This window comes from Olsenella massiliensis, assembly GCF_001457795.1.
GTDB lineage: Bacteria > Actinomycetota > Coriobacteriia > Coriobacteriales > Atopobiaceae > Olsenella_F > Olsenella_F massiliensis.
The window spans coordinates 406,874-421,722 of the sequence record NZ_LN898210.1; the positions used below are offsets into that span (position 1 = coordinate 406,874).

The 14,849-nt window shown below is 69.7% G+C and carries 14 protein-coding genes; all 14 read right to left on the minus strand.

What is annotated here, in order from left to right; genetic code table 11:
• Nucleotides 1-8: 8 nt before the first annotated feature.
• On the minus strand, nucleotides 9-251 hold the full coding sequence (locus BN3001_RS04040) for a YggT family protein (RefSeq protein ID WP_058270500.1): 243 nt from the start codon (nucleotides 249-251) through the stop codon (nucleotides 9-11).
• Nucleotides 252-255: 4 nt separating this feature from the next.
• Nucleotides 256-1,074 carry a pyrroline-5-carboxylate reductase gene (gene proC / locus BN3001_RS04045; protein ID WP_058270501.1) on the minus strand — a complete coding sequence of 273 codons (819 nt, stop codon included), beginning with the start codon at nucleotides 1,072-1,074 and terminating at the stop codon, nucleotides 256-258.
• Nucleotides 1,075-1,076: 2 nt separating this feature from the next.
• Nucleotides 1,077-1,835, minus strand: coding sequence for a cell division protein SepF (locus BN3001_RS04050; protein WP_058270502.1), 759 nt, complete (start codon nucleotides 1,833-1,835; stop codon nucleotides 1,077-1,079).
• Between the two features lie 61 nt (nucleotides 1,836-1,896).
• Nucleotides 1,897-2,628, minus strand: a complete 732-nt coding sequence (locus BN3001_RS04055) for a YggS family pyridoxal phosphate-dependent enzyme (protein WP_058270503.1) — start codon at nucleotides 2,626-2,628, stop codon at nucleotides 1,897-1,899.
• Nucleotides 2,625-3,452 (minus strand): purine nucleoside phosphorylase YfiH/LACC1 family protein, encoded by an 828-nt coding sequence (locus tag BN3001_RS04060; RefSeq protein WP_058270504.1) that lies wholly within the window; start codon nucleotides 3,450-3,452, stop codon nucleotides 2,625-2,627. The genes BN3001_RS04055 and BN3001_RS04060 overlap by 4 nt, the downstream gene beginning before the upstream one ends.
• A 1-nt stretch (nucleotide 3,453) precedes the next feature.
• Nucleotides 3,454-4,596 carry a cell division protein FtsZ gene (gene ftsZ / locus BN3001_RS04065; protein WP_058270505.1) on the minus strand — a complete coding sequence of 381 codons (1,143 nt, stop codon included), beginning with the start codon at nucleotides 4,594-4,596 and terminating at the stop codon, nucleotides 3,454-3,456.
• 428 nt (nucleotides 4,597-5,024) lie between these two features.
• Nucleotides 5,025-6,086 carry a cell division protein FtsQ/DivIB gene (locus BN3001_RS04070; RefSeq protein ID WP_058270506.1) on the minus strand — a complete coding sequence of 354 codons (1,062 nt, stop codon included), beginning with the start codon at nucleotides 6,084-6,086 and terminating at the stop codon, nucleotides 5,025-5,027.
• A gap of 5 nt (nucleotides 6,087-6,091) precedes the next feature.
• Complete coding sequence (gene murB / locus BN3001_RS04075; RefSeq protein WP_058270507.1) at nucleotides 6,092-7,006, minus strand: UDP-N-acetylmuramate dehydrogenase; 915 nt, start codon at nucleotides 7,004-7,006, stop codon at nucleotides 6,092-6,094.
• Nucleotides 7,007-8,422 (minus strand): UDP-N-acetylmuramate--L-alanine ligase, encoded by a 1,416-nt coding sequence (murC, locus tag BN3001_RS04080; protein ID WP_197407449.1) that lies wholly within the window; start codon nucleotides 8,420-8,422, stop codon nucleotides 7,007-7,009.
• Nucleotides 8,423-8,510: 88 nt separating this feature from the next.
• On the minus strand, nucleotides 8,511-9,641 hold the full coding sequence (locus BN3001_RS04085; protein ID WP_082629975.1) for a UDP-N-acetylglucosamine--N-acetylmuramyl-(pentapeptide) pyrophosphoryl-undecaprenol N-acetylglucosamine transferase: 1,131 nt from the start codon (nucleotides 9,639-9,641) through the stop codon (nucleotides 8,511-8,513).
• Between the two features lie 14 nt (nucleotides 9,642-9,655).
• Nucleotides 9,656-11,158, minus strand: a complete 1,503-nt coding sequence (locus BN3001_RS04090) for an FtsW/RodA/SpoVE family cell cycle protein (RefSeq protein ID WP_058270509.1) — start codon at nucleotides 11,156-11,158, stop codon at nucleotides 9,656-9,658.
• The gene (gene murD / locus BN3001_RS04095) at nucleotides 11,158-12,576 is read right to left on the minus strand and encodes a UDP-N-acetylmuramoyl-L-alanine--D-glutamate ligase (protein WP_058270510.1); all 1,419 of its coding nucleotides are present in this window, start codon (nucleotides 12,574-12,576) and stop codon (nucleotides 11,158-11,160) included. The genes BN3001_RS04090 and murD overlap by 1 nt, the downstream gene beginning before the upstream one ends.
• 9 nt (nucleotides 12,577-12,585) lie before the next feature.
• Entirely contained in the window at nucleotides 12,586-13,617 is a 1,032-nt protein-coding gene (gene mraY / locus BN3001_RS04100) for a phospho-N-acetylmuramoyl-pentapeptide-transferase (RefSeq protein ID WP_058270511.1), read from the minus strand.
• Nucleotides 13,617-14,849, minus strand: a 1,233-nt coding sequence (locus BN3001_RS04105; RefSeq protein ID WP_058270512.1) for a UDP-N-acetylmuramoyl-tripeptide--D-alanyl-D-alanine ligase, incomplete at its 5' end; no start/stop codon positions are given. The genes BN3001_RS04105 and mraY, both read right to left, overlap by 1 nt.

Sequence of the window (14,849 nt, forward strand, 5' to 3'; positions counted from 1 at the left end):
CCCATATTTCACAGCAGGACGCGCTCCACGACCTGCAGCGCCACGATGGCGACCCAGGGAGAGACGTCAATGCCGCCCACGACGGGGACGACGCGCCTGAAGAGCCCGACATACGGCTCGACGATGGCGCTCAGGCCGCTGCGGAAGGCCTCGGTGGCCCCCCCGGGCCTGGCGGGAAGCCAGCTCATGATCGCCCAGACGAAGATCAGCATCTGATAGGCGTCGAGCAGGCGTGCGAGCAGATGCAGCATTCCGTCACTCCCCCCTTCCGGCGGCAAGGTCGGCCGTGCGCGTCAAGGCCGCGTCGACGCCGCGCTCGATTGCCTCGAAGAGCAGGGGTTCCATGGCCCTCAGCCCGGCCGCCGTCGTCCCGCCGGGCGAGGTGACCCGCTCCATATAGCTGCGCGGGTGGTCCTTGTCGTCAAGGAGCTGCTGCGCGACGCCCCGCATCGTCACGAGCACCATCTCGCGGGCCATGGCGGCGCCCAGGCCGTGCTCCACTGCGGCGCGCGTGAGCATGTCGGCAAAAAGCGCGACGTAGGCGGGCCCGCAGGAGACGACCGCTCCCTCGACGTCAAGCTGGTCCTCGCGCATGACGCGCGCCGACCCCAGGCAGCCGAACAGCGCCACGGCAAGGCTGACGTCCTGCCGTGTCGAGCGCGTCCCGGCGCAGACGGCGCTGGCGCCGGACAGCGCGCGCACCGGCAGGTTAGGCATGACGCGCACGACCCTCGAGGCGGGCAGGAGCGCCTCGAGGTCGCCGAGCGTCACGCCGGCGGCGATGGACAGCACCAGCCTGCCGTCCAGCAGCTCGCCGAGCCCTCGCACGGTCGCGGGGAGCACCTGCGGCTTTACTGCCAGGATCACGACGTCGGGCGCAAGGGCGGCCATCGCCGCCGCGTCGGAAAAGCAGCGAATCCCCAGCTTCTCAAGGGCCGTGCGCTTGTCCTGGTTGTGGTCGGCCACAAGGACGCGAGAGGCCTCCACCGTGCCCGTCCTCACGATGCCCGAGGCGATGGCCGATCCCATGGCGCCACCGCCGACGATCGCGATGCTCGTGTCAAGCGCTGTCATGGCTACCTCTCGATGGTCCCGTCCTGGACAAGCTTGTCCACGTCCTGGTCGCTGAGCTCGATGCCCTGGGGCAGCACCACGAAGACGCGGTCGCCAAGCTCCTCCACCGCGCCTCCGAGACCGCAGGAGAGGCCAAAGCAGAAGTCGAGGACGCGCTTGGCCGTCTCGATGTTGGTGTTCTTGAAGGCCAGCACGACGGGCTGACCCGTGCGCACGCGCCGCACGACCATCTGGACGTCGTCATACGAAGCGGGCTTGATGACGTACGGAGGCAGCTTGCCCGACGTGCTCTGGCGCGGGATGGGCTTGAGGCCTATGTCGGCCGGGGTGCGGCCGCCCGTGGTGTTGCCCAAGAGCGAGTCATGCGAGCTCGACGCGTCGATGTCGTCGCGGTCATACTCGTCGCGATAGTCCCCCTCGCGCGCGTCGCGCTCGCGGGTGGCATAGCCTCCCCTGTCGCGCTCGACCGGGCGGGCGCGGCGCTCGTCCGCATAGTCGCGGCGCGAGGGCCGGTAGGGACGCTGAGACGCCGCCGTGGCGGCACCGTCCACCGGGCGCCCCGAGCGCGTGTAGACGGAGACGCTCTCGGCCTCCGGGCGGCGCGTGTTGCCGAGGACCCCCGAGGTCTCGTGCCCGTCGAGGTCGCGGCCGGCATATGCGGCGCCCTCGTCCTCATACCCGTCGCCGTAGTAGTCGTCGTCATCATAGAAGTCGTCGTCCCGCGGACGGAGCCTGTCCCTGATGTTGTCAAGAAATCCCATCATACCTGCCTTTCCGACGGTCCGACGCGGGGTCGGGCCTCCTGAAGCCGCACGTTTTTTGCTACGCGATCGTATACCCCGGGTCGAAGACGACCCTGCCCAACCTCACGATGGTAGAGCCCTCCTCGACGGCCGCCTGGAAGTCGTCGCTCATGCCTGCCGAGAGCTGCTCCAAAGGCAGTCCCGAGATCTGCCTGAGCTCCTCCGCCAGCTCGCGCAGGCCCGCGAAGGTCCTGCGCGCGGCGGCGGCATCATGTGCCGGCGCCATGGTCATGAGGCCCCTGACGGCAATGCCCTCCAGGCCGGCGAGCTGGTCGATGTCCCTTCGCAGCTCCTGGACGGAGAAGCCCCCTTTTGACGCCTCGCCGCTCACGTTGACCTCCAGCAGCACCTCGCTCACGATGCCGCGCCGGGCGGCGCGCTTGGCGATGGAGGTCGCAAGATGCAGCGACGACACGGAGTGGATGAGGGCCACCCTGCCCAGCACCTGATTGATCTTGTTGGTCTGGAGGTTGCCGACCATGTCAAAGCGCAGCGGGCTCAGCTCGGGATGAGCCGCCAGGGCGGCGAGCTTGCGACTGAGCTCCTGGGGTCGGTTCTCGCCAAAGCGACGGTAGCCCGCCCGCCAGGCGGCAGCCACCTGCTCGGGCCCGACCGTCTTCGAGACGGCGACGAGCGTCACGTCGTCGGCGCGCCGCCCGCTGCGACGGGCGGCCTCGCCCAGCAGCTCGAGGATGCGTGCGCGGCGGCGCCCGAGAAAGGCCACGGCGTCAATCTGACGCTCGTCACTCATGCGACGACACCTCCCTCAGCCTGAGCGTCGATCATGGCAAGGGCGCCCTGTCGCCCGCAGCACCCGTTCTGGGCTCGATACGAGAAGAACCTCTCGGGGGAGCTGGCGGTGGAGACGCCCGCGTCACAGACCCTCTCCCTTTCCACCCCGACCCCCTCGAGCGCCACGCGCACCGCCTCGGCCAGATCAAGCCTGCGCCCGCCCGCCCTGACGCCGTCGCCGAACTCCCGCGCGAACCGTCCGAGCAAATCGTCGGACACCTCGTAGTCCTGTCCCGTCACGTGTGGGCCGATGTAGGCCACAAGCTCGGAGCAGCCGCATCCAAGCTCGTGCGCGAGCGCCGTCGCCGCCTGCGCGGCGACGCGCCGCATCGTGCCCTTCCAGCCCGAATGGGCGATGGCAAACCCCCCCTGCCCCACGAGCACCACGGGCAGGCAGTCGGCAAAGCAGAGCAGGACGGGAACGCGGGGCGCGACGCATACGACGGCGTCGGCTCCCTCCCGCGCCCGCAGTCGGGCCTCTTCGAGCGCCTCGTCGCCGCATGAGCGTATGGTGACGATGTCGTCGCCGTGCACCTGCCTGGGCGCGACGAGGCGCTCGGCGCAGTCCTGCGCCCCTATGGCGGCAAGCGCGCGTCGACGGTTCTCTCTCACGTGCTCCGGACTGTCCCCGCAGGAGTCGCCCAGGTTGAGCGAGGCCCAGGGGCCTGAGGACACCCCACCTGCTCGCTCCGTGAAGGCAAGCGTCACCCCGCCGGGACGGCGCGCGTCGCCCAGGAAGCTCACTCCCTGCGAGCTCAGACGGCTGAGGCTGGGGACGTCCATGCTAGATGCGACTCCTCTTGAGGAACTCGGGGATGTCAAACTCCTTGTCGTTGTTGGAGCCCGAGGAGCGCGTGGCGTCGCCGGCGCCCGATCCGGAGCCCGTCGCGCGCGACTTGGTGACGGAGGGCTGGCTGCGGGCGCTGCGGCGACTGTCCACGCCCAGCGAGGGGAGGGACTGCTGGACGTTGACGTCCTTGAACCCCGTGGCGATGACCGTCACCCGCACCTGGTCGCCCAGGCTCTCGTCGACGACCGTGCCAAAGATGATGTTGGCGTCGGGATCGACGTTCTTGGCCACGACGTCGGCCGCGTCGTTGATCTCCTGGATGCCGAGATCCTTGTTGCCGGCGATCGAGAGGAGCACGCGCGTCGCGCCGTCGATGGAGCTCTCGAGCAGGCGGGAGGCGATGGCCTCCTCTGCGGCGTCGATGGCCCTGCTGTCCCCCGAGGCCGTGCCCACGCCCATCATAGCCGTGCCCGCGCCGCGCATGATGGTGCAGACGTCGGCAAAGTCGAGGTTGATGAGGCCGGGGACGGTGATGAGGTCGGTGATGCCCTGCGTGCCCTTGCACAGCACGTCGTCCGCCATGCGGAACGCCTCGATGAAGGTGGTCTTCTTCTCGGAGAGGTCAAGGAGGCGGTCGTTGGGAATGACGATGAGGGCGTCGACGCTGTCGGAGAGCGTCTGGATGCCGTCGGCGGCGCGGCTGGTGCGCGGACGGCCCTCAAAGGAGAAGGGCTTCGTCACGACGCCCACGGTCAGGGCGCCCACGTCGTTCTTGGCGATGTCGGCAACGACGGGGGCCGCGCCCGTGCCGGTGCCGCCACCCTCGCCCGCGGTGATGAAGACCATGTCGGCGCCGGCGAGGGCCTGCTTGATCTCGTCGTGCGAGTCCTCGGCCGCCTCGGCGCCCACCTCGGGGTTGGCGCCGGCGCCCAGGCCGCGCGTGATGTCCTGGCCGATGTGGACCTTGATGTCGGCGTCCGAGATGGCGAGCGCCTGGGCGTCGGTGTTGATGGCGACGAACTCGACGCCGCGGATGCCCTCCTCGATCATGCGGTTGACGGCGTTGGAGCCGCCGCCGCCCACGCCCACGACCTTGATGACGGCCATGTAGTTGCTGGGGATGTCTGAGTCGATCATGGTTCCTCCTCGCTTGGTGGCAGACTCCGGCTCGTCGGTCTCGGTGGCCTCACGCCGTTGGGGCCCGCCCGTCTTGGGGGCTCGCACCCTGGCGTGTGCCTTGAGATGACTCGCACGTTGTTTCGGTTTCATGCCTCGTCCCGCCTCGATACTGCGTGTGGTCGCTCCTAAGCTTCGTGACAGCGCATCGTAAAGGAACCATAAACCTCAGGTAGACCCCTATGGCTTACACAAAGCGCGTTAGTGTCGCACATGCGGCAAACGAACGTCAACAATCGTCGGGAAATTGTGAAATGCCCAGGTGCGAGCGGCAGGTGAACTAAAATCACCCCTCTAGCTCCACTTGAGGCTTACCTTGATCACATCGTCGCGACGACACAGGCGAGCGTCGCGACGCGCGGGCGGGAGCACGCCGGCACGACCGGCGCCTATGTTCCCGTCGCCTCCTGCCCGGCGTCCGCAGGCTGGGCGTCCTGCCCGGCGGCGAGCCCAGAGGGCGCGCCGTCTCCGACGGCACCGCTGCCCGCCTGGACGTCATCCGACTCGAGGGCGCGGTAGCCGGGACTGCTCGCGTTGCGCACGTTGACGTACGTGAGCCGGTGCTGATGCTCGTCAAGGATGCGCAGGATGGCCGACTGCTTGGCATCGACGTTCGCGGCGGGTCCCAGCGACACCACGACCCCGCTCGACAGGACGCAGGCAATCGAGTCCACGCTGGGTATCGAGTAGCTCACGATCTGGGACCTGAGCTCGTCCGAGAAGTTCTCCTGGTAGGACCGGACCGCCTCGATGACGTCGTCCGTGGACTCGTGGCCGGCCACGGGGCTCACGGTGCCGGGGGCCCCGGTCAGAAGCAGGACGCCAAGCTCGCTCGCCTTGGCGAGCGCCACCTCGTTGATGGTCTGCCCGGGCCCGACCTCGAGGGGGCAGGGCTCGATCCAGACGCCGCCCTTGCCCAGCAGCCAGGCGATGTCCCCAGTCCCCATGACCACGATGGCGGCGACGTCGCGCTCGCGCACCGTGATGCGCAATCGGTCGGGAAACACCCTCGTGTAGCTGACGCCGTCGACCCAGGGGTTCTTCCTGAGTCGCTCGGTGACGGCGGCCTCGTCGAGGTTGAGCAGCGTCGAGCGCGCGTCCACGTTGGCGAGCCTGACGATGGTGGCGGCGTCCATGTGGGCGCTGGCGTCCGCCTCGACGCCCGTTATGGTGAAGGCGGACGTGTATGAGAGGGCGAGCAGGGCGAAAAGGCCCAGCAGGGCCATGGTGGCGAGGGCTATGCATATGACGATGGCGCGGCGTATGGGAATCTGCCTGCGGTCCCGCTCGGCGCTCGACGTCCGACGGTCCGGCGCGATGGTGCGCTTGGACGGCGTCGGGCGGGCGTCCTGCGGGTGCGGCCGTCGCGGGCTCGTGCGCCGGCGCAGGTCGCCCAGGGTGAACCTCCCCTCGCGCCCCGTCGGGCGTCGGGTGCCTCTCTGCCTTGCCATGCCGATCAGGTCCCGAAGCCCAGGAACTTGACGTCAGGCGCAAGGTCAAGCCCAAAGCGGTCGAGGACGGCGTCGTGCATGCGTCCCATGAGCGTGATGACGTCCTGCGCAGTGGCGCCGCCCCTGTTGACGATCACGTTTCCCTGCGTCGCGCTCACCTGGGCGCCGCCTTCCGTGGCGCCCCTCAGCCCGCAGCGCCCGATGAGGCGCGCCGCCGACTCGTCAGGCGGGTCCCTGAAGACGGCGCCTCCCGAGGGGGCGCCCAGGGGCAGCGCACGGCGACGCTGCGCGACGTATCGGTTCATCTCGGCGGCGATGGCGGCCTTCTCGCCAGCGACGAGCCTCAGGTCTGCCTCCAGGATGATGGTGCCGGACCCGACGTCGGCATGGCGGCGTCCCCACTCGATGTCCGACGCGGCCAGGCGCGCGAGACGCCCGTCACGGTCGGTCACGACGACGCTCTCCACGAGCTGCCCTATCTGGCGCTCGCGCGTGCCGGCGTTGAGCGCGACGGCGCCGCCCAGGGTGCCGGGAATGCCCATGCAGAACTCCAGGCCGCCCAGGCAGTGCGTGAGCGTCTCGCGCAGGAGCTTGGGCAGGGGCACGCCGGCGCCGGCCGTGACGAGGCCGTCGTCGCGGATGACGACGCGCGACAGCTCGCGCCCCAGCTCGATCACGCAGCCCCGGTAGCCCTCGTCCGACACGAGGACGTTGGAGCCCTTGCCAAGGATCACCCATGCCATGCCCTCGCGGCCGAGCACCTCGAGCGTGCGCGTGAGCGCGCGCAGGCTGTGGGCGCGCACGAAGAGGTCGGCGGGTCCCCCGATGCGCCAGGAGGTGCGGTGCGCGAGCCGCTCGTCGCGCAGCACCTCGCCGTCAATCGCGCCCGAGAGCGACATGTAGGCATTGAACAGGCTCACCTAGGAGAGTCCCGCCTCGTCGCGCTCACTCATGGCCTCGATGAAGGCCGGCCCTATGGCGGTCACGTCGCCCGCGCCCTGCGTGATCACGAGGTCGCCCTCGCGGCACAGGGAGACGAGCCTCGATACGACCTTCTTGGCCGTGGGCTCAAAGCGAACCTCGCCGACGCCGCCCGCAGCGCGGATGTTGCCGGCGAGCACCTTGCCGGAGACGCCGGGGATGGGGGTCTCACCCGCTGAGAAGACCTCGCACACGACGAGGACGTCCGCGTCGTCGAAGGCATGGGCGAACTCGTCGGCGAGCGCCTGCGTCCTGCTGTAGCGATGGGGCTGAAACACACAGACCACGCGACGGTACCCCAGGGCCTTGGCGGCGCCCAACGTGGCCCTGATCTCGGTGGGATGGTGGCCGTAGTCGTCAACGACGGTGACGCCGTCGATGTCGCCCACATGCGTGAAGCGACGGTGGGCCCCCTGGAACGCGGAGAGCGCACGAGCCGCGGCCGCCACGTCCAGGCCGCAGACGTCGGCGGAGGCGATCGCGGCGGTGGCGTTGGCCATGTTGTGCCGACCCGGGTTGGCCTTGATGGTGACCTCGACCTCGCCGTGCTCGGGCGTGCGGACGCAGAGCGTGCTGACGAGGCTGTGGGGGCTGCTCTTCGCCGTGCAGACGTAGTCGCAGGACGCGTCGAAGCCGTAGGAGACGAAGCGTCTGCCCACGGAGCGAGCCAGCTCCACCAGGTGGGGGTCATCCCCGTTGACCACGATGCAGCCGTCCTTTCCCACCAGGTCCATGAACTGGCAGAAGGCCCGCTCGACGTTCTCCAGGGTGCCGTAATGGTCCAGGTGGTCGGCCTCGACGTTGGTCACGATGACGACGTCGGGGTCGAGGAAGAGGAAGGAGCCGTCCGACTCGTCCGCCTCGCACACAAAGTAGGGACCTTCCCCGTTCCTGCCGTTGGTGCCGTACTCCTCGACGACGCCGCCGATGAGGAACGACGGGTCCTGGCCCAGATGGTCGAGCATGGTGGCGACCATGGACGACGTGGTCGTCTTGCCGTGGGTGCCGGCGACGGCGATGGTCCGCTGGCCCCGCGAGAGCACCGAGAGCATCTTGGCGCGGGGCCAGACGGGAAGGTTGAGCTCGCGCGCCCTGATGACCTCGGGGTTCGTCTCGGGGACAGCCGAGGAGGTCACGACCACGTCGGGGCGGGCCTCGTCAATCGTCGCGGCCCTGTGGCCTATGTAGGCGACGATGCCCACCTCCTCGAGGTCGCGGACGTAGCTTGACTCCTTGAGGTCGGAGCCCGTCACGCGGACGCCCCGCTCATGAAGGACGCGGGCGATGCCGCTCATGCCTGCGCCGCCGATGCCGACGAAGTGAACGCTCGAGAACTCCGGAATGATGTCCGTCATGGATGGATGGTCCTCTCAGACAAGGAGGGTGACAGATGACAAGGCGGGCGAGCTCGCCTCCCCTGCCTACTCTAGCGCATGGGCGGCGCTAGGCGTGACGGGCGAGGGGCGTCTGCAGGCTCTCCACTTGGTCGGCGAGGGCGACGGCCGCGCGGTCCTGCCTGAGCGCGCGGGCGGCCGCGCGCATCGCGGCGCGGCGGGCGGGGTCGTCCAGGAGCCCCAGGAGCTCCTGGGAGAAGGCGGGATCGTCAATGCGCTCGTCCGCCAGGACCACGGCCGCGCCGGCGTCAACCAGGTACCGGGCGTTGGTGGTCTGGTGGTCCGCCGTCGCGAAGGGATACGGCACGAGCATGCTGGGCACGGCGAGGGCCGCGATCTCCGCGATGGAGGAGGCGCCGGCCCTGCTGAGGACGAGGTCGGCCGCCGCGAGGGCCTCCCCCATGGCGTCAATGTAGGGAACGACCCTCCAACGCGCCGCCTCGTCGTCGCTCAGCGCCAGACGTCGCACGACGTCGTCATAGTCCTTCGCCCCCGTCGAGTGCAGGATGTGCAGGCCGGGCCGGGCGAGCAGCTCGTCCTTGAGCGCGCAGACCCCCGCGTTGAGATGACGGGCGCCCAGGGAGCCGCCGAAGACGAGCAGGAGCACGTCCCCGTCGGTGACGCCTGCGTGGGCGCGGCCCTCCTCGCGGCTGGCGTCGACGACGCTGCGACGCACGGGGTTGCCCGTGACCACGATCTGCGTGCTCGCGCCAACATGCCCCCGGAACGCGTCGATGGCGACGGGCAGCGAGACGCACACGCAGGAGGCCTTGGACGCCATGGTCTTGTTTGCCAGACCGGGGACGGAATTCTGCTCATGAAGGAGATAGGGCACGTCATGCGCGGCGCACCATCTGAGGAGCGGCAGCTCGACGTAGGCGCCGAAGCCCACGGCGACGTCCGGCGCGCCCGCCGAGGCGACATGGGCGGCGACGGCGCGCTGGGCCCGGCGCATGTGGACCAGCGCCGTGGCGAGCGTCCAGGGACGCGCCCGATCGAAGCCCGTCACGTCCAAGGGGACGAACGGAAAGCCGGCCTGGGGCACCAGGGTCCCCTCGAGACGCGAGGGCTGACCGTAGAAGGTGACCTCGTGCCCGCGGGCCTTCAGCTCCTCCGCCAGGGCGAGCGCCGGGTTGATGTGGCCGGCGGTCCCGCCGGCGGCTATGGCTATGCGCGTCATGTCGGACACGGCTATCAGCTCCTTCTTCCGTCGTTGCGCCCGCCTCTGACGCGGGGTCCCGCGTCGTCGCGCCGGAGGCGGTCCAAGGCGCTGGGACCCAGGTCGATGCGACGGCGTCCCGGCAAGGCGCCCGGCTCGCGCGGCGTCGCGGCGCGCGGGGCCCGTCTGTCCACCAGCCTGAGCTGGGGGCCGTTAACGACCTGCTCGCGCCTCGAGCGAGGCGTCGCCTGACCCACGTGCTCCACCGGCGCGAGGTCGTCCCCCGTCTTGCCGACGACCCTGAGCCCCTGGCGACGCTCATCATACTCCGTCAGGCTGAGCCGGGACTCCTTTGACACCGACAGCATGAGCCCCACCAGCATGGCGCTCGACATGATGGACGACCCGCCGTACGAGAGGAACGGGATGGGCTTGCCCGACAGCGGGAAGACGCCGATGACGCCGCTCACGTTGAGGAGCATCTGGATGACCAGCAGGGAGGTGCAGCCCAGGGCGATGAGCTGGCCTGCCATGTCGGGGGCGTAACGAGCGATCCTGAGGCCGGCCCAGGCGATGGCGACGAAGCCCACGATGACGCCCAGGGTTCCCACGAGCCCGCACTCCTCCCCCACGACGGCAAAGATGAAGTCGTTGTATGCCATGGGGAGGTAGCCGTACTTCTGACGGCTCATGCCGATGCCGACGCCGGTGAGACCCCCCGAGCCAAAGGCGTAGAAGCCGCGGATGAGCTGGAAGCCCGTCGTGTCGGCGTACTTCCAGGGGTCGAACAGGGTCAGGATGCGGGCGCGGGAGTACGACTGGACGAGCGACAGCCCGAAGAACCCGACGACGCCGAGCGCGAGCAGGCCCATGACCAGCCTGCCGGAGGCGCCCGCCAGATAGGCCATGACCAGAAGCGACGTGACGATGACGAGCGACGACCCCTTGTCAGGCTGGGCCAGGATGAGCAGGACAGGCAGGCCCACACCCATGCCCAAGAGCTTGACGAACTCGTGGTCGTCCAGCCTCCCCGCGCCAAAGCGCTCCTCAAAGAGCTGGGCGGCCGTGAGGATGACGGTGATCTTGGCAAACTCGGAGGGTTGGAGCGTGACGGGGCCCAGCTCGACCCAGCGAGACGCCCCAAGGGCGTTCGAGCCCAGCCCCGGCACCCAGATCAGCAGCAGCAGCGCCAACGTGAGGGCCCATAGGGGCTTGAGCAGCACCCCTGAGAGGGTCCGATAGCCGACCTTGACCACGAGGGCGGCGGCGACAAAGCCCGCCAGGGCGAAGAGGGCCTGACGCTTGATGTAGTAGAGGGAGTCCCCCATGCCGGTCAGGGCCTCCACGGAGGAGCTGGAATACACCATGAGCAGGCCAAAGGCGGCAAGCGCGGCGGAGGCCGCCAGCAAGACGAGCCGCGGCCTCATGAAACGGGCGGGCACGCCCAGGATGAGGTCCCGGTCGCGTCGTCCCTGCCGCTCGGCGCGGCGGGCGCGGCGCTCCTGCGGGGTCGACGAGCCTGAGGGCGCGGCGCTCATCATAGCCCCCTGTCGGCGGCCAGAGAGCGCACCAGGTCCCTGAAGACATCCCCGCGCTCCTCCATGTTTTGAAACTCGTCAAAGGACGAGCAGGCCGGCGAGAGGAGCACGACGTCACCCTCAGTCGAGCGCGAGACGGCGGCGCGGAAGGCGTCACGAAGGTGGGAGGCGCGCACGACCTCGAGGCCGCCATGGCGCCCCCGCGCGTCGCGAGCCCCCTCCAACGCCCGAGCCATGCGCTCGCCGGCGACGCCGAAGCACACGGCGGCCTTGCAGCGCGCGACGACGACGCGCGAGAGAGGCCCCAGGTCGAGACCCTTGTCATGGCCGCCCAGCAGCAGCACGACCCGCCCCTCGTCAAAGGCCGTCAGGGCCTTGGCGACGGCGTCGGGGTTCGTCGCCTTAGAGTCGTTGACGAAGCGCACGCCCGCCACCGTCCCGCAGGGCTCGATGCGATGCCTGAGCGAGCAGAACGAGCGCAGCACCCCGTTGACGACGGCGGCGTCAACCCCGAGCTCGAGGGCGACGCAGGAGGCGGCAAGGGCGTCCTCGACGTTGTGGACGCCCTTGATGCCCATCTCGTCAACGCCCAGCAGCTCCGCCTCGAGCGCCTCCAGGCGCACCACCAGGCGCCCGTCGCGCACGAAGGCGGCGAGGGGCGATCCGGGGTCCGCGCGGGCGTCCAGCGTGAGCGTGCGTACGCCCCGCGCCATGAGGCGGTCGCGGGCGGCGCGACACCAGGGGTCGTCGGCGGAGACGACGGCAAGGTCGCCGCCTCCCAGGTTGGCAAAGATTTTCTCCTTGGCGGCGGCGTAGGCCTCCATGGAGCCGTGCCACTCAAGATGGTCGGGCGTCACGTTGAGCAGGCAGGCGACGCGAGGGTGGAACAGGCGCGTCGTCTCGAGCTGAAAGCTCGAGAGCTCGGCGACGAACCAGGTGTCGGCCCCGCGATCGGCGACGCGCTCGATGACGGGCGTGCCGATGTTGCCCACCGCGAGGGCGCCCGCGAGACCCTCGTCGAGCATGAGCTGGGCGAGCGTCGTGGTGGTCGTCTTGCCGTTGGTGCCCGTGACGGCCACCCAGCGCGCGGGGCTCTCCCGCCACGCGAGCTCGGGCTCCCCGATGACCTCGTCGGCATGGGCGAGCGCCGCGGCGAAGAACGCCGAGCGCCTTGGTATGCCCGGCGATACGACGGCAAGGTCAAACCGACCCTCGACGTCGTCCGTTCCCAGCACGCAGCGGGCGCCCTCAGACTCGAGCTCGCAGGTCGCGACCCCCGCACGCGACTGCGCCCCGCCGTAGACCGTGACAGATTCCACGCGCGCGGCGGCCGGCCCCGTCAGGTAGCGGACGACATCCCTGCCCGTCGCACCGATCCCCAGCACCAGGACGTCGCCGAGCTGTTTGCGTGATGGCATGACGTCCCCCTAGCTCAGCTGGAAGTAGAGGGCAAAGCCCAGGGCGGCGAAGGCGGCCGAGACGATCCAGAAGCGGATGACGACCTTCGTCTCGCTCCAGCCGAGCTTCTCGAAGTGATGATGGACGGGCGCCATGAGGAAGACGCGCCGGCCCGTGGACTTGAAGCTCACGACCTGGACGATGACGGAGAGCGCCTCGCAGATGAAGAGGCCGCCCATGACGAGCGAGGTGACCTCCGTCTTGGTGAGGACCGCCAGCGCGGCGAAGGACCCGCCCAAAGCCAGCGACCCCGTATCGCCCATGAAGATCGACGCGGGATAGCAGTTGTGCCAAAGGAAGCCCGTGCAGGCGCCCGCGATGGACGCCGCGAAGACGGCGAGGTCGCTCGACCCGAAGCTGAAGGCGACCATGGCCATGGCCAGCATGGTCACGAGCACGCAGCCTCCCGCGAGGCCGTCGAGGCCGTCGGTGAGGTTGACGGCGTTGGAGAGCCCCGCCATGAGCAAGAAGACGAAGGCCACGTAGAGCCACGGCACCCGGACGACGGCGCCGCCCAGGCTCACGACGGTCGTGAAGATGCCCAGGTCAATCGTGAGACCTCCCGGGAACTCGATCGTGGGCGACGTGCCGCAGGCGTTGACGGCGCAGAGGCAGAACGCCACCGACACCGTGACGAGGCCCGCCATCTTCTGGGGCGGCGTGAGCCCGAGCGAGCGCTTGTGGGCCACCGACTCGATGTCGTCCATGAGGCCGAGGGCGCCCGTGGCGAGCATGACGACCAGGGCCAGGACGATCTCGGGCGTCAGGCGGGACTGGATGAGGCAGGTGACGACCACGCCCAACAGGATGATGACGCCGCCCATGGTGGGGGTTCCCTGCTTCTGGAGGTGACGCTGGGGGCCGTCGGCGCGAATCTGCTGCCCCACCCCCTCGTGACGCATGAGCCGGATGAAGACGGGCATGAGGGCCCCCGTCAAGAACGCCGAGAGCGCGGCGGCGATGAACACCTGGTAGGTGGGATAGCTGGGGTTGCCGAGCATCAGGCAAGCACCTCCCGGACAAACGCGTCAAGGCCGGCGGAGCGCGAGGCCTTGACCAGGACAAGGTCACCTTCGACGAGGACGGGGGCGATGACGCGAGAGGCCTCGTCGACGTCGCCTGCGCGCTCGAGGCGGTCGGGCGAGAACCCCATCGTCAGGGCGGCGTCCGCCATGCGCGAGGCGAGGCGCCCGCCCACGAGGACCAGCAGGTCAGGATCGGCGGCGGCGGCATAGGCGCCCACATAGTCGTGGAGGCGGTCCGCCTCGTCGCCCAGCTCCGCCATCTCGCCCAGCACCGCGACGCGCCGCCCCGCGCAGTCCATCGAGCGGAGCACGTCAAGGGCGGCTGCCATGGAGTTGGGGCTGGCGTTGTACGAGTCGTCTATGACGCGCGCCTTGCCCGGGCGCGACCGCAGCTCAAGGCGCATGCTCGTCTGGGGCATGCTCGCGATGGCGTCGAGGGCCTCGGCGCGGTCGACCCCGAGCAGGACGACCATGGCCATGGCCATCAGGACGTCAGAGACGACGTGACGCCCCGGCACGCCCAGCGTGACCCTCTGGCGCCATCCGTCGGCGCAGACGAGGTCAAACGCGGCGCGACCCTGGTCGTCCAGGCTCAGGCGCTCCGCGTGGGTCAGGGCGTCGTCCCTGTCGCCCACGTAGGCGACGCGCACGCCGGCGGGACGAGCGTAGTCGTCCTCGATGAGGGCGGCGAAGTCGTTGTCCGCGCCCAGGACGAGACGGGAGGGCGCCCGACCTGCGGCGTCGTCGGACGGACGCATCCCCACGAGGATCTCGGCCTTGGCGCGGGCGATGTTCTCGCGCGAGCCAAGCAGGCCGATGTGGCTGGTGCCCACGTTGGTCACCAGGGCGAGGTCAGGCCGGGCGCACGTGGAGAGGCGTGCGAGCTCGCCGGCATGGTTCATGCCCATCTCGCAGACGAGGACCTCGTCCTCGGGCGAGGCGGACAGGATGGTCAGCGGGAGCCCCAGCAGGTTGTTGAAGTTGCCCTTGGTGGCATGGACCGCAAAGCGACGGGACAGCGCCCGCGCCAGCATGTCCTTGGTGGTCGTCTTGCCCACCGACCCCGTGACGCCTATGAGCGTCCACTGGGGGTTGCGCGCGCGCCACAGGGCGGCGAGGCGCAGCATGAGCTCCTCAGGGTCGTCTCCCTCGGCGCGCACGAGGGCGCTGCCGGCCGCGAGCGCCCGCCGCCTGAGCGCGTCGGTCGC